This window comes from Actinacidiphila guanduensis (assembly GCF_900103985.1).
GTDB classification, from domain to species: domain Bacteria; phylum Actinomycetota; class Actinomycetes; order Streptomycetales; family Streptomycetaceae; genus Actinacidiphila; species Actinacidiphila guanduensis.
Genome location: NZ_FNIE01000009.1, coordinates 101,818 through 123,216 on the forward strand (window position 1 = coordinate 101,818; position 21,399 = coordinate 123,216).

The following is a 21,399-nucleotide window of genomic DNA, read 5'->3' on the forward strand; positions in this document are numbered from 1 at the left end:
GGTCGGGTTTTCGGCAGTGCCGGGAGTGGTGCGTGGATCGGTCACGAGAAGCCTTCCGCTGGGTCAGGCGCGGCTGAGCGCGTCCAACTGGTCGTTGGCCGGACATCGGCCGCGTTCCGGATAGCGCTCGGTGAAGTCGCCGAGGGCGCGCCGCAGCCGCGGGTCGGCCCCGGCGCGGGCCAGGGCGCTCTCGGCGGCGGCGAAGCAGGCACGGGCCGCCTTGGCGAGGTCCGGGTCGGCGAGGCCGACCCGGGCGGCTCTTCGCCACACGGCGGCCGACGGCAGCGGCTCGCCGTCCGCGACGAGCGGCTCGGTGGCGGCGAAGGCGGCGTCGGCGGCGACCGGGTCGTCCAGCAGGGTCGCCGCCAGCACGGTGGCGGCGATCCAGTCGTCGCCGTCCTGCGCGTCGGTCATCCGCAGCTCCAGCCAGCCGCGCGGGCGGACCGGCGGGAACAGCGTGCTCAGGTGGTAGTCGAGGTCGGCGGCGGTCGGCCGGCGCAGCCCCGGCGCGCCCCGTATCCACTGCCGGAAGGTGAGGCCGGGCGGCGCCGTCCAGTCGCCCGGGGCACCGTCGCGCTCGGCGGCGGTGTCGCGGACGCACAGCACCCGGGCGTCCAGGGCGTAGCGGGCCCAGGCGTCGCGGGGGTCGGGGGCGTACGGCGGGTGGGCGGTGCGGCCCGCGTCCATCAGGGACCAGGTCGCCTGGCGGGTGGACAGCCAGCCGGTGGGCTTTCCGTCCTTGAGGGGCGAGTTGGCGAAGGAGGCGACGATCACGGGGCCGATCCGGTGGGCCAGCGCCCAGCGGGCCCGGTAGCCGGAGACCGCCGCGGAGTCCTCGCCGCCGTCCAGGTTGACCTGAAGGGAGGCGGTGCGCCGCATCATGGTGCGGCCCCAGGGGCCCTCGCGGTCGAAGTAGAGCTCCATCGCGCGGTAGCGCGGATGGTCCAGGACGCGGGGCGGGTCGCGGAAGGAGTCGAGCCCGCTGCCGACGAGGGCGAGGCCCGCCCGGTCGGCGGCCGTCCGCAGGACGGCGAGGTCGGCGGCCATGGCCGCCACGCACGCGGCCAGGGTCGGCGCGGGCGGGGAGCTCAGCTCCACCTGGCCGCCCGGTTCCCGGGTGAGGCGGCTGCCCGAGGGAAAGGCCCCCGGGCCGGAGACCGGCGCGAGTGCCGCGTCGAGCCGGTCGGCTGGTATCAGTGCGCGCGGGTCGGAGCGGTCGTGGACGAGCCACTCCAGTTCGACACCCGTCCGCACGGGAGGACCCGTCTTGAAGCACACGCCGTGCACGTGGGCCTCGGCGTCGTCCTCGGTGAGATCGTCATCGAGTCCGTGCCGGCCGGCCGCTATGCGGGTTGCCACTGGTCCACCTCCTCGTCTCTTCTGTCGGTGGTCACCTCGAAGGGAGGACATGTCACATGGTGCTGTCGAGAGTGTAGTTCGGTGCGATGCGGGATGTTCTTACGTAACAGGGAACGATGGGGAACAGCTGTTCGCACGGCCGGGTGACATCGCGCCGACACCGGGCGGTCGCCCGCCGGTAACGGTCCGAACCTCCGCCCCTTCTTCCCCGCCCGGCCGCTTTCACTCCTTCGAGTGATGCGGCATGCGGGTGGACGGGTGTCCGGCCGGACACGCGAGGTGACCGCTCATGGCCCCGCGCAGGGCCATGCCCCGGCGGTGATCAACAGCTGACCGGCTACCCTGCCGGTAGGGGCAGTTCCCAGGTCCGGTCCGCGCGAGGGCCGCAGAAGGTCCGGGGTCCGGCTCCTTGCCCGCCGAAGCTCGGACCCGCCAGATGCCAGGATCAGCGACAGGAGTACCCCTCGTGACAGTCGTCGGGCCCTTCGGGCTGAGCGTGTGGGACGAGGCCCTCGAGGCCGACGTCAAGGCCGGTCTCCAGGCGGTGGAGGAGGGCCTGCTGGCGGCGACCAAGAGCGACGTCCCCTTCATCACGGACACCGCGAGACATCTGCTGCAGGCCGGCGGCAAGCGGTTCCGGCCGCTGCTGGTGCTGCTCGGCGCGCAGTTCGGCGACCCCCACGCCCCGGGCGTGGTGCCCGCCGCCGTCGTCGTCGAACTCACCCACCTGGCCACCTTGTACCACGACGACGTGATGGACGAGGCCGACGTCCGCCGCGGGGTGCCCAGCGCCAACTCCCGCTGGGGCAACTCGCTGGCCGTCCTCACCGGCGACTTCCTCTTCTCCCGCGCCTCGCACATCCTCGCGGACCTCGGCCCCGAGGCGGTCCGGGTGCAGGCCGAGGCGTTCGAACGCCTGGTCACCGGCCAGATCCTGGAGACCGTCGGCCCGCGCGAGGGCCGCGACCCGCTCGACCACTACCTGGAGGTCATCGCGGGCAAGACCAGCTCGCTGATGGCCGTCTCCAGCCGGTTCGGCGCGATGATGTCGGGCGCCGGCGAGGCGGCCGTGCACGTCCTCGCCCAGTACGGCGAGCGGATCGGCGCGGCCTTCCAGCTCGCCGACGACGTGCTCGACATCGCCAGCGACAGCCACGAGTCCGGCAAGACCCCCGGCACCGACCTGCGCGAGGGCATCCCCACGCTGCCGGTGCTGCACGTCAGACGCCGGTACGCCCAGGCCCGCGGCAACGTCTCGGCCGAGGACGAGCGGCTCAACCAGCTGCTCGACGGCGACCTCACCGACGACGACCTGCACGCCGAGGCACTGAAGCTGCTGCGCGGCCACCCGGCGCTGGAGCAGGCCCGCCGCGACACCATCCGCTACGCCGACGAGGCCCGCGCCGCGCTGGCGCCGCTGCCCGACATCCCGGCGAAGGCGGCGCTGGCCGCGATGTGCGACTCCGTGGTGCACCGGGCCGGCTGAGGGGCGTCCCGTACGACGGGGGGCGTGCACGGAGGCGGCATGTCATACCCGGGTCGTACGGCGGTTCCAGACCGGCGGCTGATGTGCGGGGCCGTCCGGTTTGGTGCCATGGGTAGAGCCACTTTCACGGCGGACTGGGCGACAATGGCCCGGGGAGTGGGCGAGTGCGAGTTCAACCGCCGCTGACGACGGAGGTACAGACGCAATGGCACTGATCCAACCGGCCCGGCCGGAGCCGGAGCAGCCGGACGAGCCGGGCGGCCGCGGCCGCAAGCTGGCCCGCTACGGCGTGCCCGTCGCGGTGGCGGGGGTGGCCGCCGCGACCATCGGCCTCGTGCCGGCCCTGGCCGACGCGGGCGACCCCTCGCTGCCCTCGGTCACCGCCGAGCAGCTGCTCACCAAGATCGCCGCCTCGCAGACCCGCACGGTCGACGGCACGGTGAAGGTCACCACCGACCTCGGCCTGCCCGACCTGTCGGGCGGCAGTGCCCTGCTCGGCGGACTGGGCACCCCGGGTTCCGGCGGCTCCGGCGACTCGCCGGCGGCCCCGCAGAGCCAGCTCACCCAGTTGCTCACCGGCAGCCACCAGCTCCATGTGGCGGCCGACGGCCCCGACCGCCAGAAGATCTCGATCATCGAGCCCGCCGCCGAGTACAGCCTGATCCGCAACGGCACGCAGCTGTGGGCGTACGACAGCGGCTCCGACCAGGCGTACCACGCGACGCTCCCGGCGCCGTCCCAGCAGCACGAGGGACTCGGCGGGGCGGCGGACGGGGTGCCGACCACTCCGCAGGCCGCCGCCGAGCAGGTCCTCAAGGCCGCCGACGGCACCTCGCGGATCACCGTGGACGGCACCGCCCGGGTGGCCGGCCGCAGCGCCTACGAGCTGGTGGTCACCCCCGAGCACGCCACCGACACGACGGTCGGCGCCATCCGGATAGCGGTGGACTCCGCGACGGGTGTGCCGCTGAAGTTCACGCTCACCCCGAAGGGCGGCGGCAAGGCGGTCTTCGACATCGGCTTCACCCGGGTCGACTTCGGCACGCCGGCCGCGGGCACCTTCACCTTCACCCCGCCCAAGGGCGTGAAGGTCACCGAGGGTTCCACTCCTTCCCGTGCCGCGTCGCCCGCGCCGCAGGGTGCCGCGCCCACCGTGCTCGGCAAGGGCTGGGACACCATCGCGGTGATCGACACCAGCGCGCTGAACAAGGGCGCGGGCAAGGGTGCGGACGGCGGCTTCGCGGGATTCGGCGCCCAGGGCAAGGACAAGCCCGCCCGGGGCTCGGGCGACTCCGGCTCCGGTGACGTGTCCGCGCTGCTCAACGGGTTCGGCAGCAAGGTCAGCGGCTCCTTCGGCACCGGCACGGCCGTCCACACCCGCCTGGTCAACGCGCTGCTCACGGACAAGGGCACCTTGTACGTCGGCGCGGTCACCCAGTCCGCGCTGGTCCAGGCGGCCGACGCGGCGAAGTAGCCGAGCAGGGGAGAGGGCAGGAGCACAGCAGCGATGGCACAGCCGCAGGCCGCGGCGCCGGGCGAGTCGGCGACCACGGTGGGAGCACCCAGGACGGCGGCGGAAGCACGCGCGGCGGTGACCGAGGCCGCCGAACAGGGCGGGGTCGCCGGGGACACCGGGGACGTGGTCATCGAGACCCGCCGGCTCGCCAAGCAGTACCGCGGCACCCTCGCCGTGGACGGGCTGGACCTGCGGGTGCCGCGCGGCAGCGTCTTCGGCTTCCTCGGGCCCAACGGCTCGGGGAAGACCACCACCATCCGGATGCTGATGGGCCTGATCCAGCCGACCTCGGGCAGCGCCCGGGTGCTCGGCCGGCCCATGCCCAACGCGGCCCGTAGCGTGCTGCCGCGGGTCGGCGCCCTGATCGAGGGCCCCGCGCTGTACGGCTTCCTGTCCGGCCGGCACAACCTCCTGCGGTTCGACGCGGCCGACCCCACCGCCGACCCGCGGACCCGCAAGGCCCGGGTGGGCGCCGCGCTGGAGCGGGTGGGCCTTGCGGCGGCGGCCGACAAGAAGGCCCGGGCGTACTCGCTCGGCATGAAGCAGCGGCTCGGCCTGGCCGCCGCGCTGCTCCAGCCGCGCGAGCTGCTGGTGCTGGACGAGCCGACGAACGGCCTCGACCCGCAGGGCATGCGCGAGATTCGCGCGCTGGTACGGGAGTTGGCCGCGGACGGCACGACGGTGTTCCTGTCCTCGCATCTGCTGGACGAGATCGAGCAGGTGTGCACGCACGCCGCCGTGATGGCCCGCGGCCGGCTCATCGCCCAGGGCACGGTCGCCGAGCTGTCGGCGGGCAGCAGGGGCCGGCTCGGGGTCACCACACCCGATGTCGCCGAGGCCGCCCGGCTGCTGGCCGCGCGGGGACTCACCGGGCTGGTCACCGAGGAGCAGAAGGTCATCGGTGAACTCCCCGCGGAGCCGCCGGACCTGGCCGAGCTCAACGCCGAACTCGTGGGCGCGGGCGTCCGGGTGCGCGGCTTCGGACTGGAACGCACCTCGCTGGAGGACACGTTCGTCGCCCTGACCGGGGAGGGTTTCGATGTCGCGGGCTGAGACGCCGGCGGAGGCGTCGGCTGAGATGCCGGCGTCGTCGTCGGCTGCCGGGCAGGGCGAGGAGGCGGCTCAGGGGGTGGCGACCGGGCAGGCTGGGGAATCGGCTGCGGCTGCGGGGGAGTCTGCCGCAGTTGCCCCTTCGGGTTCTGCTCATCCTTCGGCGGCCGCGGCCTCCGGGGCGCACGCTGCCCCCGCCCCTGTCCCTGCCGCCGGTGCCGTGGGGGAGGGGCGGCGGGTGCGGGTGTGGTGGTCGTTGGGGCTGCTGCGCTCGGAGCTGGTCACCGTCTTCCGGCGGTGGCGCACCCTCGCGCTGTTCGGGGTGCTGGCCGGGGTGCCGCTGCTGGTCGGGATCGCGGTGCGGATCGAGACGCGGAACGGCGGCACGGTCGGCGGCGGCCCGCGCGGGGACAACGGCCCGGCGTTCCTGGAGCAGGTGAGCAACAACGGCCTGTTCCTGACCTTCGCCTCGCTCGCGGCCACCCTGCCGTTCTTCCTGCCGATGGCGATCGGGGTGGTGGCCGGGGACTCGGTGGCCGGCGAGGCGGGCGGCGGCACCCTGCGGTACCTGCTGGTGGCCCCGGCCGGCCGCACCCGGCTGCTCGTGGTCAAGTACGCCTCGGTGCTGGCCTTCTGCGTGGTCGCCACCCTCGTGGTGGCGCTCTCCGGGCTGATCGTCGGGTTCGCGCTCTTCCCGGTCGGCGAGGTGACGACACTGTCGGGCACCACCATCCCGCTCTCCGCGGGGATGCTGCGGGCGTTGCTGATCGCGCTGCTGGTGGCCGGCTCGCTGGTGGGCATCGCGGCCCTGGGGCTGTTCGTCTCCACCGTGACGGACAGCGGGATCGCCGCCATGGCGACGACGGTGGGGCTGCTGATCACGGTGCAGATCGTGGACACCATCCCGCAGCTGCACGTGGTGCAGCCGTACCTCTTCCCGCACTACTGGCTGAGCTTCGCCGACATCCTGCGCGACCCCGTCCAGTGGACCGGCATCGCCAAGAACCTCGGCCTGCAGGCGCTGTACGCGGCCGTGTTCGGCTCCGCCGCCTGGGCCCGCTTCACCACCCGGGACGTCACCGCCTAGCCGCAGGTGCGGTAGGCGGGCTCAACCCGCCTGGGAGGGGGCGCCGTCCGGGCAGCCGGCGGCGGACCCGCGGGCGCGGGCGGCGGCCGCGGCCAGGGCGGCGCGGCCCTTGCGGGCGGTGCGCAGCGCGTCCCAGGTGAGCACGGCCAGCGCGGCCCACACCAGGAAGAAGCCCGCCCAGCGGTCGGCGGGCATGCTCTCGTGGAAGTGCAGCACCCCGATGAGGAATTGGGAGACGGGGGTGAGGTACTGCATGAGGCCGATTGTGGAGAGCGGCAGGCGGTTGGCGGCCATGCCGAAGAAGATCAGCGGCACCGCCGTCACCAGGCCGCACGCGGCCAGCAGGGCCGCGTGGCCGGGGCCGTGGTGGGTGAAGGTCTCCTTGCCGCGGGCGCCGATCACCACCAGGAAGACCAGCGCGGGCAGGAACTGCACGGACGCCTCGGCGCCCAGCGCCTCCAGGCCGCCGAGCCCGACCTTCTTCTTGATCAGCCCGTAGCCGCCGAAGGAGAAGGCGAGGGTGAGGGCGATCCATGGCAGCCGCCCGTAGCCGAGGGTGAGCACCAGCACCGACAGGCAGCCGATGCCGACCGCGGCCCACTGCACCGGCCGCAGCCGCTCGTGCAGCACCAGGACGCCGAGTGCGATGGTGACCAGCGGGTTGACGAAGTAGCCGAGCGCGGACTCCACGACATGGCCGGAGTTGACCGCCCAGATGTAGACGCCCCAGTTGACGGTGACCGCGGTGGCGGCGCCGGCCACCAGTACCATCCGCCGGGGCTGCCGGACGAGTTCGGCGAGCCTGGCCCAGCGCCGTACCGTCAGGAGCGCCACCAGGGCCACCCCGAGGGACCACACCATCCGGTGCGCCAGGATCTCCATCGCCCCGGCGGGCTCCAGCAGCGGCCAGTACAGCGGGAAGAGCCCCCACAGCCCGTAGGCGACGAACCCGTACCCCAGTCCCGCCCGCCGCTCGCCCATCCGCTCCGCCCTTCCCCGACCCGCGCCCGTACCGCCCCGCCACAGCGCACGCTAGCGGCCCGGCGGCCGCCCTGTCATGGGTGTTTCGGCGGACGCTCCTGACCGGCCCCGAGGGGGGCGCAGGTGGGTGAGCGGGCCGTCCCCCGGTGGGGGCGGCAGGTGCCCGGGGGTGGAAGGGGCGGCGGGAGCGGCAGGGACAGGAGAATCCAGAGGGTCCCGGGGTCCGGAGGCGGGTCAGCCCTGGAGCGCCTTCACGGCTGCCTTGACCGTCTCCGGCATCGGGGTCGTCGGGCGGCCCAGGAGGCGGGCCAGGTCGCCGGGGGTCTTGGCGAGCAGGCCGCGGGAGATGGCGGCGTCGACGTCGACCAGGATCTCGGCGAAGGCGTCGGGGAGCCCCGCGCCCTTGAGGATGCCCAGGTACTGCTCGGGGCTGACGCTGGTGTAGGCGATCTCCCGCCCGGTCGCCTCGGCGACCGCCGCCGCGTACTCGGCGAAGCTCCACGCGGTGTCGCCGCTCAGCTCGTACGCCCGGTTCTCGTGGCCCTCGCCGGTGAGCACGGCCGCGGCCGCGGCCGCGTAGTCCGCGCGGGCCGCGGAGGCCACCCGGCCCTCGCCCGCGGCGGCCACCACGGCGCCGTGCTCCAGCACGGTGGGCAGGTTCGCGGTGTAGACCTCGGTGTACCAGCCGTTGCGCAGGAAGGTGTAGGGCAGCTTCGAGGCGAGGATCAGCTCCTCGGTGGCCTTGTGCTCGTCCGCGAGCCGGAGGTCGGCGTCCGGGCCGCCCAGGATGCCGGTGTAGGCGAGCAGGCCGACCCCGGCCTTCGTGGCGGCCTCGACCACCGCCGCGTGCTGCGCGACGCGCTGCCCGACCTCGCTGCCGGAGACGAACAGCACCCGGTCGCCCTCGGTGAAGGCGCCCGCGAGTGTCTCGGGCCGGGCGTAGTCGGCGATCCGCAGGTGTACGCCCTTGGCGGCCAGGTGCGCCGCCTTCTCCTCGCTCCGTACGACGGCGGCGATCGTGTCCGGTGCGACCCCCCGCGCCAGCAGGTCGTCGATGACGAGCCCGCCCAGGTGTCCGGTGGCTCCGGTGACGACGATGCCCATGGTGTGCTCCCGCTCGATGGTCGTGGTGCGCGTGGTGCGCCCTGCTGTCCTCACCGTAACGCGGGCACTTTCTCGGAGAAAGTACCCACCTTGGCGTAGGGTACGTACATGAAGGTAAGTGCAACGGTCAAGGGCTGCCCCGAGCGGGCCGTGCTGGAGCACCTGACGAGCACCTGGGGCGTGCTGGTGCTCGGCGAACTCGCCTGCGGCACCCGGCGGTTCAGCGAGCTGCGGCGGGCCATAGACGGCGTCAGCGAGAAGATGCTCACCCAGACGCTGCGGGTCCTGGAGCGCGACGGCTTCGTGCGCCGCGAGGCGTACCCGGTGATCCCCCCGCGTGTCGACTACGCGCTCACCGCACTCGGCACCGAGGCCGCCGCTCGCGTGCGGGCCCTGTCCGACTGGACGGCGGAGCACGTCGTGGAGGTGACCGCGGCCCAGCGGGCGTACGACGAGGCGAGCTGAGCCGGTCCCGACCGGCTGCCGAGCCCGCGCAGACCGCCGGCGCCGGGCCGCTCGGGCCGCAGGAAGCCGAACGCCCCGGGTGCGGCCGCTCGCAAGCGGTGCACCCGGGGCGTGGGCGTGCGTTCCCGTGACGTGGTGGTCAGGCGGTCAGCCCGCCACCGTCCACGTGTCGTTCCCGGCCAGCAGCGCGCCGAGGTCCCCGGCGCCCTGCTGCTGGACGGCCTGGTCGAGCTGGTCGGCCATCTGCGTGTCGTAGACGGGCCGGCTGACGTCCCGCAGCACGCCGATCGGCGTGTGGTGCAGGGTGTCGGCGTCGGCGAGCCGGGTCAGCGCGAAGGCCGTGGTGGGCGAGGCCGCGCGGGCGTCGTGCACCAGCACCTCGTCGGTGCCCTCCACCGTGACGTCGATGACGCGCAGGTCGCCGGTGGCCCGGTCGCGCACCACGCCCTTGGCGCCGAGCCCGTCCTCGGCCGGGGCGCCGAACCGGATCGGGGCGCCGTGCTCGAGCCGGATCACCGCCTCCTGCGCGGACACCTTGTCCTTGAGGGTGTCGAAGGCGCCGTCGTTGAAGATGTTGCAGTTCTGGTAGATCTCCACCAGCGCGGTGCCCTCGTGCTCGGCGGCCGCCCGCAGCACGCTCTGCAGGTGCTTGCGGTCGGAGTCGATGGTGCGGGCCACGAAGGACGCCTCGGCGCCCAGCGCGAGCGACAGCGGGTTGAAGGGGGCGTCCAGCGAGCCCATCGGCGTGGACTTGGTGATCTTGCCGATCTCGCTGGTGGGGCTGTACTGGCCCTTGGTCAGGCCGTAGATCCGGTTGTTGAACAGCAGGATCTTCAGATTGACGTTCCGCCGCAGGGCGTGGATCAGGTGGTTGCCGCCGATCGACAGCGCGTCGCCGTCACCGGTCACCACCCACACGCTCAGATCCCGCCGCGAGGCGGCCAGCCCCGTGGCGATCGCCGGGGCGCGGCCGTGGATGGAGTGCATCCCGTAGGTGTTCATGTAGTACGGGAAGCGCGAGGAGCAGCCGATGCCGGAGACGAAGACGACGTTCTCGCGGGCCAGGCCCAGCTCCGGCATGAAGGACTGCACCGCGGCCAGGATCGCGTAGTCCCCGCAGCCGGGGCACCAGCGCACTTCCTGGTCGGACTTGAAGTCCTTGGCGCTCTGCGGCCCGTCCGCCTTGGGCACCAGCTCCAGCGACCGCGCCGACGACAGCGGCATGACGCCCAGGCCGCCCGCGGCGGGCCCGGTTCCGTTGGTGGTGGTCTCAGACATCGGTGCGCTCCTGCCCCTTGGACCGGCCCTGTTCGCCCAGGGCGTCGAGTTCGCCGGCCGCGTCGAGGTCGCTCACGCCGCCCAGCTCCGCGATGGCCCGGGCCAGCTGCTCGGCCTTGAACGGCAGCCCGGTGACCTGGTTGTAGGAGACGACGTCCACCAGGTACTTCGCCCGCAGCATCTGCGCGAGCTGCCCGAGGTTCATCTCCGGCACCACGACCCGCTCGTAGCCGGAAAGAACCCGGCCGAGGTTGGCCGGGAAGGGGTTCAGGTGCCGCAGGTGCGCCTGCGCCACCTTGCCGCCGGCCCGCCGCAGCCGCCGTACCGCGGCCGTGATCGGCCCGTACGTCGAGCCCCAGCCGAGCACCAGCGTCCGCGTGCCGTCCGGGCCGTCCGGTCCGTCGGGGTCGTCGACCACCACGTCCGGCACCGCGATCCCGTCGACCTTCGCCTGCCGGGTGCGGACCATCAGGTCGTGGTTGGCCGGGTCGTAGGAGATGTTGCCGGTGCCGTCCTGCTTCTCGATGCCGCCGATGCGGTGCTCCAGGCCCGGCGTGCCCGGCACCGCCCAGGGGCGGGCCAGCGTCTCCGGGTCGCGCAGGTAGGGCCAGAACTCCTGCGTGCCGTCGGCCTTCGTGTGGTTGGGCCCGGAGGCGAACCGCACCCGCAGGTCCGGCAGTTCGGACACCTCCGGGATGCGCCAGGGCTCCGAGCCGTTGGCCAGGTAGCCGTCGGAGAGCAGGATCACCGGCGTGCGGTACACGGTGGCGATCCGCGCGGCCTCCAGGGCCGCGTCGAAGCAGTCGGCCGGGGTGGCGGGCGCCACCACCGGCACCGGCGCCTCGCCGTTGCGCCCGTGCATCGCCTGCAGCAGGTCGGCCTGCTCGGTCTTGGTGGGCAGGCCCGTGGACGGGCCGCCGCGCTGGATGTCCACCACCAGCAGCGGCAGCTCGAGGGAGACCGCGAGCCCGATCGTCTCGGACTTCAGCGCCACACCCGGTCCCGACGTCGTGGTCACCGCGAGCGACCCGCCGAAGGCCGCGCCCAGCGCCGCGCCGATCGCCGCGATCTCGTCCTCGGCCTGGAAGGTACGCACCCCGAACCGCTTGTGCCGCGACAGCTCGTGCAGGATGTCGGAGGCGGGCGTGATCGGGTAGGAGCCCAGGAACAGCGGCAGGCCGCTGCGGACCGAGGCCGACACCAGCCCGTAGGCCAGCGCCAGGTTGCCGGAGATGTTGCGGTAGGTGCCCGGCGGGAAGGCGGCGGCCGCGGGCGCGACCTCGTAGGAGACCGCGAAGTCCTCGGTGGTCTCGCCGAAGTTCCAGCCCGCCCGGTAGGCGGTGATGTTCGCCTCGGCGATCTCCGGCTTGCGGGCGAACTTCGTCCGCAGGAACGCCTCGGTGCTCTCGGTGGGCCGGTGGTACATCCACGACAGCAGGCCGAGCGCGAACATGTTCTTCGCCCGCTCGGCGTCCCGGCGGGCCAGCCCGCTGCCCTTGAGCGCCTCCAGGGTCAGCGTCGTCAGCGGCACCTGGTGCACCGAGTAGCCGTCCAGCGAGCCGTCCTCCAGGGGGCTCGCCGGGTAGCCGACCTTCTGCAGGGCCCGCTTGGTGAACTCGTCGGTGTTGACGATCACCTCGGCGCCGCGCGGCAGGTCGGCGATGTTCGCCTTCAGGGCCGCCGGGTTCATCGCCACCAGGACGTCCGGCGCGTCGCCGGGGGTGAGGATGTCGTGGTCGGCGAAGTGCAGCTGGAAGGAGGAGACGCCCGGCAGGGTGCCCGCGGGCGCCCGGATCTCGGCCGGGAAGTTCGGCAGCGTGGACAGGTCGTTGCCGAACGACGCCGTCTCCGAGGTGAAGCGGTCGCCCGTGAGCTGCATCCCGTCACCCGAGTCGCCGGCGAACCGGATGATCACCCGCTCCAGGCGGCGCGTCTCCTTGCCCGGTGCGCGTTGTCCCCCCGCTGTCCCCGGCACCTCCCGGGTGCCCGCGACGGCGGGGTCGTGCTCCTCGTCGATGGGGCTGCTGACCTGGCTGGTCACTGAATCGGACCTCCTCTTGAAGCAGCGCGGCTCACCGGTCATCGTACGTCGGTAAGGGTCCCCTTCCCGGGAGGTCCGGTAAAGAGGGCGGCCGGGCGCCCGGCGGACCAGCCGCCGCACCGGGCGAAGAGCCCCGCCCCGGGCCCGAACCGGCCGCGCCGCCTGGGAAGTTCGTCAGGAGTTGAGGTAGGTGAGCACCGCGAGCACCCGACGGTGATCCCCCTCACTCGGCGCCAGGCCCAGCTTGAGGAAGATGTTGCTGACGTGCTTCTCCACCGCGCCGTCGCTCACCACCAGCTGCTTGGCGACCGCCGAGTTCGTGCGGCCCTCGGCCATCAGGCCCAGCACCTCCCGCTCGCGCGGGGTGAGCCCGGCCAGCACGTCCTGCTTGCGGCTGCGGCCGAGCAGCTGGGCGACCACCTCCGGGTCGAGCGCGGTGCCGCCCTCGGCCACCCGCACCACCGCGTCCACGAACTCGCGGACCTCGGCCACCCGGTCCTTCAGCAGATATCCCACCCCGCGGCTGCTGCCAGCCAGCAGCTCGGTGGCGTACTGCTCCTCCACGTACTGCGAGAGCACCAGCACGCCCACGCCCGGGTGCTCCCGGCGCAGCTGCACCGCGGCCCGCACCCCCTCGTCGGTGTGCGTCGGCGGCATCCGCACATCCGCTACCACCACATCCGGCGGCGCGCCCTCGGCTGCGAGCTCGCGCACCGCCTTGATCAGCCCCTCGGCGTCACCGACGCCTCCCACCACGTCGTGGCCCCGGTCGGTGAGCAGCCGCGTCAGCCCCTCGCGCAGCAGTACCGAATCCTCGGCGATGACGACCCGCACCCTGTCCTCCACGGTCTCGCACGGTCCAGCACGGTCTTCCGGATCCCCCCGCCGGGCACCCGACTCCCCCAGCATCCCAGCATCGGGCGCCCCCGGAGGAATACGGTTTGCGATGGGCAAGGTTGCGCCCGAGACAGATCGGCGGCCGCCGCCGGGCGGCGCCCAGGAGAGGAGAACGTGTGCGCGCGGTCGGTTTCGACGTCATCGGCGGTCCCGAGGTGCTGCGGCCCGTGGAGCTCCCGGTGCCGGTACCCGGCCCCGGCCAGGTGCTGATCCGGGTCGCGTACGCGGGCGTCGGCTACGGCGAGGCGCAGCACCGGCTCGGCGACTTCGGGGCGCCGGCGGGCATCGAGGTGCCGGGCATGGAGGCGTCCGGCGAGGTGGCGGGGCTCGGCCCGGGCGTCACCGGGCTCGCGGTCGGCGAGCCGGTCGCGGCCTTCCTGCCGGACGGCGGCGGATACGCCGAGTACGCGCTCGCCGCCGCGGAGTTCGCCTTCCCGCTGGACGGCATCTCGCTGCGCGACGGCGGCGGTGCGGCCCTGGCGCTGCCCACCGCGTACGGCGTGCTGGCGGGCGCGGCCCGGCTCGCCGCGGGAGACACGGTGCTCATCCACGCCGGGGCCGGCGGTGTCGGCTCGGCCGCCGCGCAGATCGCCCGGGCGCTGGGCGCGGCCGCGGTGTACGGCACGGTGGGCACGCCGGAGAAGGCCGAGTACGCGAAACGTTTCGGCTACGACGGTGTCTTCCTGCGCGACGGCTTCGCCGAGCAGGCGCCCGAGGTCGACGTCGTCCTGGACTCGGTGGGCGGCGCCACCCGCAGCTCCTCGCTCGGCGTGCTCGCCCCCTTCGGCCGCCTCGCGGTGTACGGCGAGACCGCGCGCGAGGCCGACCCGGAGCTGCCCGTGCGGGAGCTGTGGCTGCACAACCGCTCGGTGACCGGGTACAACGCGCTCGATCTCGTCCGGCGCGCCCCCGCCGTGCTGCGCTCGCACGCCCTGTCGGCGCTGTCCCTGCTGGCCTCGGGCGCGATCCGGGTGGACGTCACCGCCGAACTGCCGCTGTCCGGGGCCCGCGAGGCCCACGAGACGATGGCGGCGGGGCGGGGCCGGGGCAAGATCTTGCTGCGGGTGGCGGAGTGAGCGGGCCGGGCGCGGCGGCTGGGGACTGGGGGGCTGGGGGCTCGGGGTGAGCACCGGTCGGTGGGCCGGGCCGGCGGGTCGAGCCGGTGGGCTGGGTGCGCAAGCACCCGGCGGCCCCGTACGGCCGGTACCGCTCGTGGCGGTTCATGACGGCTTGTGCGGCTCATAACGCGAACAGTGCCGACAGGCGCGGCAGGCGGCGGGCCATCTCGGCCGGGTCGTCGACGTCGAAGCGCTCGCCCGCGGGCGGGCCCGGGCGCTGCGGCTCCGGATGCCGGCGGTCCCAGGCGGCGTGGAAGGCGGCGGTGTCGCCGTGCGAGAGCAGGTACGCCGCCGCGGCGCAGTAGCCGGCCTCCGCGCTGAAGACCGCGTAGTCGTCCCCGGTGGCGGCCGCGGCCCGCACCAGCGGGTGCTCGGCAAGCTCGTCCGGACAGGCGGCCACCCGCTCGTACCAGTCGCGGCCGAGCGCGATCAGGCCGGCCCGGAAGTCGATGAAGGCGTCGTCGGAGCAGCCGCCGCCGATCAGGTGGGCCGCCGCCCACACGTCCTCGCGGTGGACCGCGCGGTGGGCAGCGGCGAACCGCTCCTGGTAGTCGAGGATCTCTTCCGCGGACCGCCCGGTCAGCAGTTCCACGAGCACGGGCGCGAAGCCCTCGGCCGGGTCCGCGCTGTCCGCGCCGTCCGCCTGGGCCCGGGCCTTGTCGATGAGGCCCCAGAACTCGTCGTCATCCATGCCACGGCAGTGTGGGGGGAGGGTCCGACACTTCCCGCCTGCGGCGGGCGCGTGAAGGGTGCCGACGGCGGCCCTGGGCAGCCCGACGACGAGCCCGCGATGGTCATGCGACCGGGCCCCCAGCGACAACCCCGGTGGTCATGCGACCGGCCCTGACGCCCGTCCGACGGCGGTCACGCGACCGGGTCACGAACGACGGTCCGAAGGGGCACGCGATGTCCTTCCGACGTCTCGCGACGATCGTGTGACGGGTCCGCCGGGGTGCCCTCGCCGCGCTCCTGCCCGAATCGCCGGGACGCCGCTCACACCCGCCACGGCAGCTCGGCCGTGACGCGGGTCGGGCCGCCGGGGGGCGAGTCGACCACCAGCACCCCGTCCACCGAGTCCAGCCGTTCGGCGAGGCCGGCCAGGCCCGAGCCGGCCGAGAGGTCCGCGCCGCCGCGCCCGTTGTCGGCCACCTGCAGCATCAGCCGGTCCTCGATCTGCCAGACGTCCACGCTCGCCCGCCCGGCCCCGCTGTGCTTGCTGACGTTCTGCAGCAGCTCGGAGACAGTGAAGTAGGCGATGCCCTCGATCGCCGGCACCGGCCGGGCCGGCAGGTCCACGGTGACCGTGACCGGCACGGTGCAGCGCGCCGCGACCGCCGACAGCGCCGGGCCGAGCCCGCGGTCGGTGAGGATCGCCGGGTGGATGCCGCGGGCGAGGTCGCGCAGCTCCTGCAGGGCGATCTTCACCTCGCCGTGCGCCTCCTCGACCATCTTCGCGCCCACCTTCGGGTCCTCCAGCAGCTTCTCCTTGGCGAGGCCGAGGTCCATGGCGAGCGCCACCAGCCGGGCCTGGGCGCCGTCGTGCAGGTCGCGCTCGATGCGCCGCAGGTCGGCCGCCGCGGTGTCCACCACCACCCCGCGGTCCGATTCCAGCTCCGTGACGCGGGTGGCCAGCCGCGACGGCCCGAGCAGCCCGCTCACCAGCATCCGGTCCACGTGCGCCATCCCGCGCACCACCCACGGCAGCAGCAGCACCAGGCCGCCCCCGACCACCACGGACAGCACCATGTCCGCCGGGGTGTGCAGCCGCCAGCCGTGGCCCTTGCCGTTGTCGTAGACCTGCAGGCCGTCCTGGCCGAAGTAGACGGGGAAGACCCAGCGCCACAGCGGGTAGGTCAGCAGCCCCCAGCTGTAGGTGAACAGGCTCACCGACACGACCGAGGTGAACAGGCCCCAGGGAAAGTGCACCAGGCAGTACAGCGCGTGCCGCCAGTTGACGCCGTTGCCCAGCTGGGCGCCGAGCCAGGACAGCCCGCCGCGTCGCCGCCTGGGCACCGGGCCGGGCTCCTCGACGTCCAGCCACAGCAGCGCCCGGGCCCGGCGCCGCTCGGCGTACCCGATCGCCCGGCAGCCGCCGAGCGCCATCACCAGCACGGGCAGCCCCACGAAGGTGACCAGCAGCCCGGCGCCCAGCGCCAGCGACGTCACCGTCCACGCGAAGCCGGCCACCCCCATCGGCAGGTTGAGCAGGGCGTACACCAGCTCCCGCCACGTGCGTGCCTCCACGGGCGCGCGCAGCGCCACCGGCCACCGGTGCCGCCCGTCCCCCTGTGCCTGGATGCCGTACGCCATGCCCGCGACCGTCCCTTCCCTGCCACCGCTCATACCGCAAGCCTGCCGCCGGCGCCCGCCGCCACCCATGGTGCGGATCGGCCTCTTCGAGGTGGGGATTTCCCTACCCCTGGGGCCAGGCGCGGCGGGTCACCATGGGTGTGGGGGTGCCGCGGGTACGGCCGGATGCGGCGCCTCTGGCCGGTCCGGTGCCCCGTACGTCCCTGTCATCCGGCCCCGGCCGTCAGGTGGACCTGCCGCCGCCTGCCATCCTCTGCCGCCGCCTGCCGCCTGCCGCCTGCCGCCTGCCGCCTGCCGCCTGCCGCCTGCCGCCAGCCCGCCGCCCCGGCGTCCCGCAGTGGCCGCCGACTCAGCGTGCGGCGGGTTGTGTCCGCGGGTCGCGGTCCCGCCACGGCAGCTCCGCCGTCACCGTCGTCGGACCGCCCTCCGGGGAGGCGACCACGAAGAGGCCGTCCACCGAGCCCAGCCGTTCGGCGAGGCCGGCCAGGCCGGAGCCGCCCGAGAGGTCCGCGCCGCCGCGGCCGTCGTCGCGCACCTGGAGCATCAGCCGGTCCGCGCTGCGCCAGACGTCCACCGAGGCGCTGCGCGCCCGGCTGTGCTTGCTGACGTTCTGCAGCAGCTCGGAGACAGTGAAGTAGGCGATGCCCTCGATCGCCTCGGCGGGGCGGGCCGGCAGGTCCACGGTGACCGTGACCGGCACGGTGCAGCGGGTGGCCACCGAGGACAGTGCCGGGCCGAGCCCGCGGTCGGTGAGGATCGCGGGGTGGATGCCGCGGGCGAGGTCGCGCAGCTCCTGCAGGGCGATCTTCACCTCGCCGTGCGCCTCGCCCACCATCTTCGCCGCCGCCTCGGGGTCCTCCAGCAGCTTCTCCTTGGCGAGACCGAGGCCCATCGCCAGGGCGACCAGCCGGGCCTGGGCGCCGTCGTGCAGGTCGCGCTCGATCCGGCGCAGGTCCGCCGCCGCGGTGTCGAAGACCACCCCGCGATCGGACTCCAACTCGGCGATCCGCCGCTCCAGCTCGTCGTCGGGCTGCAGCAGCCCGCGCACCAGCCCCCGGTCCACCCACGCCATCGCGCGGGCCAGGTACGGCAGCAGCGGCCACAGCACGAAGAGCGAGACCAGCGTCACCGTGAAGGTGAGGATGCCCCACGGCAGCCGGATCGCCAGGTACAGCGCGTGCCGCCAGGCCACCGGGTCCTTCAGCGCCGTCCACAGCCAGGGCATGAAGCCGCCCAGCGTCGAGGGGCGCAGCGGCCGCGGCTCCTCCACGTCCACGTCCAGCAGCGCCCGCGCGAGCCCGCGCTCCGCCCGGCCGAGCAGCCGGCAGCCCATGAGCCCGAGGGCCAGCAGCGGCAGGCCGATCACGGTGAACGACAGCCCGATGCCCAGGGTCAGCGTCACCACCACGTACACGAAGCCCACGAGGGAGGTGAACAGGTTGAGCAGGAGGTAGGCGACCTCCTTCCACGTCACGGCGGCCAGGGCCGGGCGCGGCGGGGGCAGCGGCTGCCGCGTGTGCCTCGGGGCCGAGGCGGAACTGCGGAGCGTGGGCGAGGTGTCCATGGCCCCAGCCTGCCTGCCGCCGGGGGACCGGCGCCATGGGGACCGCGCTCCGCCCGGGGTGGGGTTATCCCCCGTCCCGGACGGCGGCGGATGCGGCTGGGGGCGGATTCCGGACAGGCCCTAGACTCCCTGCGTAAACAACTGTCCAAAGATCCACCCGGATCACTGGACACCGCAGGTCAACGAGTGAGCGAGGGGCGGAGGGACGTGGACTACTTCCACGGCTACTCGGTCGTCGGGCTGGTCGCGGTCGTCGGGGTGCTCTTCGTGGCCGCCGCCCTGGCCGGCGGCCGGCTGCTGCGGCCGGTGGTGCCGACGCAGGAGAAGATGCTCACCTACGAGTGCGGCGTGGACCCGGTGGGCGAGGGCTGGGCGCAGACCCAGATCCGCTACTACGTCTACTCCTACCTCTATGTGATCTTCGCGGTCGACGCGGTCTTCCTCTTCCCGTGGGCGACGGTGTTCGCCGCCGCGGGCTTCGGCGGCACCACGCTCGCCGAGATGTTCGTCTTCCTCGGCTTCCTCGCGGTCGGCCTGCTCTACGCGTGGAAGAAGGACGTGCTGCAATGGACGTGACCGAGGGCACCGGGGCCGCCGCGGCCGGCGGCGGGCCCGAGGTGCTGCCCGAGCCGCGCCGGCTCGGCCCGCTGGCCCGGCTCGCCCCCGAGCCGATGAAGGTGGTGCTCAACTGGGGCCGCCGCTACAGCCTGTGGGTGTTCAACTTCGGGCTGGCCTGCTGCGCCATCGAGTTCATCGCCGCGTCCATGGCCCGGCACGACTTCATCCGGCTCGGCGTGATCCCCTTCGCTCCCGGCCCCCGACAGGCCGACCTGATGGTCGTCTCCGGCACGGTCACCGACAAGATGGCGCCCGCCGTCAAGCGGCTGTACGAGCAGATGCCCGAGCCGAAGTACGTCATCTCCTTCGGCGCCTGCTCCAACTGCGGCGGGCCCTACTGGGACTCCTACTCCGTCACCAAGGGCGTCGACCAGATCATCCCCGTGGACGTCTACGTGCCCGGCTGCCCGCCGCGGCCCGAGGCACTGCTGCAGGGCATCCTCAAGCTCCAGGAGAAGATCGCCCGCGAGTCGCTCGGCGAGCGGTACGGCGAAGGCGGCCCGCGCCCGTCGCCGGCCGTGCTGAGCAGCGGCCTGGTCGCGCCGCCCCCGCCGCCGGGCACCGGGGAGGAGCGGTGACCGGCTTCGACACGCTGCCCGGGGCCGCCGCGGAACTCTTCGGCGAGGGCGCGAGCGCCGAGGAAGCGTACGGGCTACTGACCGTCGATGTCCCCGCCGGCGCCTGGCTGAGCGCGCTCACCACCGCCCGGGACACGCTCGGCTGCACCTACTTCGACTGGCTGAGCGCCGTGGACGAGCCCGGCACCGGCTTTCGCGTGTGCGCGCACCTGGTCGCGCTCGAAGGCGGGGTGCGCCGGCTGCTGGTGCGCACCACCATCCCGCACGACGCCGCCGAACTGCCCACCGCCACGGCGGTGTTCGCGGGCGCCGCCTGGCACGAGCGCGAGACCCACGAGATGTTCGGCATCGGCTTCACCGACCACCCCGGGCTCGACCCGCTGCTGCTGCCCGAGGAGTTCGAGGGGCACCCGCTGCGCAAGGACTTCGTGCTGGCCGCCCGCGTGGCCAAGGCGTGGCCGGGCGCGAAGGAGCCGGGCGAGCCGCACGACGGCGGGCCCAAGCGGCGGCAGATGCTGCCGCCGGGCGTGCCGGACCCCAACGAGTGGGGCCCGCTCAAGGGCCAGGTGCCGCCGGCCCCGGCCCGCACACCGCGGGCCGCGGGACCCCGGGCGGCCGGCGGCGAGCGGCCGCCGCGCCGCAACCGTACGGCGGCGGGCGGCTCGGCGAGCCAGGCCGCCGCGGCTCCCGGGGCGCCCGCACCCGAGGGCACCCCGGCCGAGCGGCCCGCCCGCTCGCCGCGCAAACGGACGCCGGACGCGCCCTGGGAGCAGCCGCGCGAGGAGGCGGCGGGGGAGCCGCAGCAGGAAGCCGCACAGGCCGAGCCGCAGCCCGGGCAGGGCGGATCGCGGGAAAGCGAACCCCCCGCCGAAAACAAGGAGCCGGCGCCCGGCACGAGCGGCGACGGCGGCAGTGACACCGACAGCACCGACAGCACCGACCGCAGCGACAGCGGCGACGAACCACCGGCCGGAGGGGCGACGTGAACGACACGCTCGACGCCCTGCTGCGCCTGGTCGCCGTCCTCGTCGTCTTCCTCGTCCTCCCGCTGCTCGTCGGCCAGACCGAGCACAAGGTGATGGCGCACATGCAGGGCCGGCTCGGCCCGATGTACGCCGGCGGCTTCCACGGCTGGGCCCAACTCGTCGCCGACGGCGTGAAGTTCGCGCAGAAGGAGGACGTGGTCCCGGCCGACGCCGACCGCCGCGTCTTCCAGCTCGCCCCCGCCGTCGCCCTGCTGCCGTACCTGGTCGTCCTGATAGCCATCCCCGTCGGGCCGCACGGCTTCGTCGGCGAGGCCGTGGACGCCGGGCTGTTCTTCGTCCTCGCCGTCATGGGTGTGGGCGTCCTCGGCTCGCTCATGGCCGGCTGGGCGTCGGCGAACAAGTTCTCGCTGCTGGGCGCCCTGCGCTCGGCCGCCCAGCTGATGGCCTACGAGCTGCCGATGCTGCTGGCCGCGGCCTCGGTGGCGATGGCCGCCGGCACCTTGTCGCTGCCCGGCATCGTCGGCCAGTACCACTGGTGGTGGACGCTGTGGCAGCTGATGGGCGGCCTGGTGTTCTTCACCGCCGGGCTCGCCGAACTCCAGCGCCCGCCCTTCGACATGCCGGTCGCCGACTCCGAGATCATCTTCGGCGCCTACACCGAGTACACCGGCATGCGGTTCGCGCTGTTCCTGCTCTCGGAGTACGCCGGGATCGTCGTGCTGTGCGGCCTGACCACCGTGCTCTTCCTCGGCGGCTGGCACGGGCCGTGGGCGGGCAGCGTCGGCTGGCTGTGGACGCTGCTGAAGACCGCCGTACTGGCCTTCGTCGTGATCTGGCTGCGGGTGAGCTACCCGCGGCTGCGCGAGGACCAGTTGATGAAGTTCGCCTGGACCGTGCTGATCCCGGTCTCCCTCGCCCAGATCGCCCTGACCGGCGTCGTGAAGGTGGTGACCTCCTAGCC

19 protein-coding genes are annotated in these 21,399 nt (G+C 73.9%); 10 read left to right on the top strand and 9 right to left on the bottom strand.

Features of this window, described 5'->3' with window-relative positions; translation table 11 throughout:
* Nucleotides 1–63: 63 nt before the first annotated feature.
* Entirely contained in the window at nucleotides 64–1,359 is a 1,296-nt protein-coding gene (gene egtA, locus BLR33_RS20445) for an ergothioneine biosynthesis glutamate--cysteine ligase EgtA (RefSeq protein ID WP_245771544.1), read from the bottom strand.
* 466 nt (nucleotides 1,360–1,825) lie between these two features.
* On the opposite strand from egtA, the gene BLR33_RS20450 reads away from it, so the two are divergent.
* The 4 genes from BLR33_RS20450 (at nucleotide 1,826) to BLR33_RS20465 (ending at nucleotide 6,498) form a co-directional block, all read left to right on the top strand.
* Nucleotides 1,826–2,845, top strand: coding sequence for a polyprenyl synthetase family protein (locus BLR33_RS20450; RefSeq protein WP_093786005.1), 1,020 nt, complete (start codon nucleotides 1,826–1,828; stop codon nucleotides 2,843–2,845).
* 205 nt (nucleotides 2,846–3,050) lie between these two features.
* Complete coding sequence (locus BLR33_RS20455) at nucleotides 3,051–4,319, top strand: LolA family protein (RefSeq protein ID WP_107408902.1); 1,269 nt, start codon at nucleotides 3,051–3,053, stop codon at nucleotides 4,317–4,319.
* 33 nt (nucleotides 4,320–4,352) lie between these two features.
* Nucleotides 4,353–5,414, top strand: a complete 1,062-nt coding sequence (locus BLR33_RS20460) for an ABC transporter ATP-binding protein (RefSeq protein WP_093786006.1) — start codon at nucleotides 4,353–4,355, stop codon at nucleotides 5,412–5,414.
* 217 nt (nucleotides 5,415–5,631) lie between these two features.
* On the top strand, nucleotides 5,632–6,498 hold the full coding sequence (locus BLR33_RS20465; RefSeq protein WP_322987175.1) for an ABC transporter permease: 867 nt from the start codon (nucleotides 5,632–5,634) through the stop codon (nucleotides 6,496–6,498).
* 21 nt (nucleotides 6,499–6,519) lie between these two features.
* Here BLR33_RS20465 and rarD read toward each other — a convergent pair whose 3' ends face one another.
* Entirely contained in the window at nucleotides 6,520–7,479 is a 960-nt protein-coding gene (gene rarD, locus BLR33_RS20470) for an EamA family transporter RarD (protein WP_093786008.1), read from the bottom strand.
* Nucleotides 7,480–7,713: 234 nt separating this feature from the next.
* Nucleotides 7,714–8,583: an SDR family oxidoreductase gene (locus tag BLR33_RS20475; protein WP_093786009.1), complete on the bottom strand. Its 870-nt coding sequence runs from the start codon at nucleotides 8,581–8,583 to the stop codon at nucleotides 7,714–7,716.
* Between the two features lie 108 nt (nucleotides 8,584–8,691).
* Between BLR33_RS20475 and BLR33_RS20480 the strand changes: the two genes are divergently transcribed.
* Nucleotides 8,692–9,048 carry a winged helix-turn-helix transcriptional regulator gene (locus tag BLR33_RS20480; protein ID WP_093786010.1) on the top strand — a complete coding sequence of 119 codons (357 nt, stop codon included), beginning with the start codon at nucleotides 8,692–8,694 and terminating at the stop codon, nucleotides 9,046–9,048.
* Between the two features lie 147 nt (nucleotides 9,049–9,195).
* Here the strand turns inward: BLR33_RS20480 and BLR33_RS20485 are convergent, their stop codons facing one another.
* The 3 genes from BLR33_RS20485 to BLR33_RS20495 all read right to left on the bottom strand — a co-directional run bounded on the left by BLR33_RS20485 (nucleotide 9,196) and on the right by BLR33_RS20495 (nucleotide 13,201).
* The gene (locus BLR33_RS20485) at nucleotides 9,196–10,326 is read right to left on the bottom strand and encodes a 2-oxoacid:ferredoxin oxidoreductase subunit beta (protein WP_176930355.1); all 1,131 of its coding nucleotides are present in this window, start codon (nucleotides 10,324–10,326) and stop codon (nucleotides 9,196–9,198) included.
* The gene (locus tag BLR33_RS20490) at nucleotides 10,319–12,367 is read right to left on the bottom strand and encodes a 2-oxoacid:acceptor oxidoreductase subunit alpha (RefSeq protein WP_093786011.1); all 2,049 of its coding nucleotides are present in this window, start codon (nucleotides 12,365–12,367) and stop codon (nucleotides 10,319–10,321) included. The genes BLR33_RS20485 and BLR33_RS20490 overlap by 8 nt, the downstream gene beginning before the upstream one ends.
* Before the next feature lie 174 nt (nucleotides 12,368–12,541).
* A complete protein-coding gene (locus BLR33_RS20495; protein ID WP_322987178.1) occupies nucleotides 12,542–13,201 on the bottom strand; it encodes a response regulator transcription factor in 660 nt (219 codons plus the stop codon).
* Between the two features lie 179 nt (nucleotides 13,202–13,380).
* Between BLR33_RS20495 and BLR33_RS20500 the strand changes: the two genes are divergently transcribed.
* Entirely contained in the window at nucleotides 13,381–14,340 is a 960-nt protein-coding gene (locus BLR33_RS20500; protein ID WP_093786013.1) for a quinone oxidoreductase family protein, read from the top strand.
* A gap of 163 nt (nucleotides 14,341–14,503) precedes the next feature.
* Here BLR33_RS20500 and BLR33_RS20505 read toward each other — a convergent pair whose 3' ends face one another.
* The 3 genes from BLR33_RS20505 to BLR33_RS20515 form a co-directional block, all read right to left on the bottom strand.
* Nucleotides 14,504–15,073 (bottom strand): DUF4240 domain-containing protein, encoded by a 570-nt coding sequence (locus tag BLR33_RS20505; RefSeq protein ID WP_093786014.1) that lies wholly within the window; start codon nucleotides 15,071–15,073, stop codon nucleotides 14,504–14,506.
* A gap of 302 nt (nucleotides 15,074–15,375) precedes the next feature.
* On the bottom strand, nucleotides 15,376–16,725 hold the full coding sequence (locus tag BLR33_RS20510) for a sensor histidine kinase (RefSeq protein WP_093786015.1): 1,350 nt from the start codon (nucleotides 16,723–16,725) through the stop codon (nucleotides 15,376–15,378).
* A gap of 316 nt (nucleotides 16,726–17,041) precedes the next feature.
* Nucleotides 17,042–18,256, bottom strand: coding sequence for a sensor histidine kinase (locus tag BLR33_RS20515; protein ID WP_093786016.1), 1,215 nt, complete (start codon nucleotides 18,254–18,256; stop codon nucleotides 17,042–17,044).
* 186 nt (nucleotides 18,257–18,442) lie between these two features.
* Here BLR33_RS20515 and BLR33_RS20520 point away from each other — a divergent pair, with 186 nt between their 5' ends.
* Genes BLR33_RS20520 through BLR33_RS20535 form a run of 4 tightly spaced genes read left to right on the top strand, consistent with a single transcriptional unit; the run spans nucleotide 18,443 to nucleotide 21,397 of the window.
* The gene (locus BLR33_RS20520; protein ID WP_245771545.1) at nucleotides 18,443–18,832 is read left to right on the top strand and encodes an NADH-quinone oxidoreductase subunit A; all 390 of its coding nucleotides are present in this window, start codon (nucleotides 18,443–18,445) and stop codon (nucleotides 18,830–18,832) included.
* The gene (locus BLR33_RS20525) at nucleotides 18,823–19,452 is read left to right on the top strand and encodes an NADH-quinone oxidoreductase subunit B (protein WP_093786018.1); all 630 of its coding nucleotides are present in this window, start codon (nucleotides 18,823–18,825) and stop codon (nucleotides 19,450–19,452) included. The genes BLR33_RS20520 and BLR33_RS20525 overlap by 10 nt, the downstream gene beginning before the upstream one ends.
* Entirely contained in the window at nucleotides 19,449–20,438 is a 990-nt protein-coding gene (locus tag BLR33_RS20530) for an NADH-quinone oxidoreductase subunit C (protein ID WP_093786019.1), read from the top strand. The genes BLR33_RS20525 and BLR33_RS20530 overlap by 4 nt, the downstream gene beginning before the upstream one ends.
* Nucleotides 20,435–21,397: a complex I subunit 1/NuoH family protein gene (locus BLR33_RS20535; protein WP_093786020.1), complete on the top strand. Its 963-nt coding sequence runs from the start codon at nucleotides 20,435–20,437 to the stop codon at nucleotides 21,395–21,397. Before BLR33_RS20530 ends, BLR33_RS20535 begins: the two co-directional genes overlap by 4 nt.
* Nucleotides 21,398–21,399 lie beyond the last annotated feature (2 nt).

What these genes read in the sequence shown, in the direction of transcription:
- BLR33_RS20455 (WP_107408902.1), top strand. Translation starts at nt 3,051, where the DNA reads ATGGCACTGATCCAACCGGCCCGGCCGGAGCCGGAGCAGCCGGACGAG.
- BLR33_RS20460 (WP_093786006.1), top strand. Translation starts at nt 4,353, where the DNA reads ATGGCACAGCCGCAGGCCGCGGCGCCGGGCGAGTCGGCGACCACGGTG.
- rarD (WP_093786008.1), bottom strand. Translation starts at nt 7,479, where the DNA reads ATGGGCGAGCGGCGGGCGGGACTGGGGTACGGGTTCGTCGCCTACGGG.
- BLR33_RS20475 (WP_093786009.1), bottom strand. Translation starts at nt 8,583, where the DNA reads ATGGGCATCGTCGTCACCGGAGCCACCGGACACCTGGGCGGGCTCGTC.
- BLR33_RS20480 (WP_093786010.1), top strand. Translation starts at nt 8,692, where the DNA reads ATGAAGGTAAGTGCAACGGTCAAGGGCTGCCCCGAGCGGGCCGTGCTG.
- BLR33_RS20485 (WP_176930355.1), bottom strand. Translation starts at nt 10,326, where the DNA reads ATGTCTGAGACCACCACCAACGGAACCGGGCCCGCCGCGGGCGGCCTG.
- BLR33_RS20505 (WP_093786014.1), bottom strand. Translation starts at nt 15,073, where the DNA reads ATGGATGACGACGAGTTCTGGGGCCTCATCGACAAGGCCCGGGCCCAG.
- BLR33_RS20510 (WP_093786015.1), bottom strand. Translation starts at nt 16,725, where the DNA reads ATGAGCGGTGGCAGGGAAGGGACGGTCGCGGGCATGGCGTACGGCATC.
- BLR33_RS20515 (WP_093786016.1), bottom strand. Translation starts at nt 18,256, where the DNA reads ATGGACACCTCGCCCACGCTCCGCAGTTCCGCCTCGGCCCCGAGGCAC.
- BLR33_RS20525 (WP_093786018.1), top strand. Translation starts at nt 18,823, where the DNA reads ATGGACGTGACCGAGGGCACCGGGGCCGCCGCGGCCGGCGGCGGGCCC.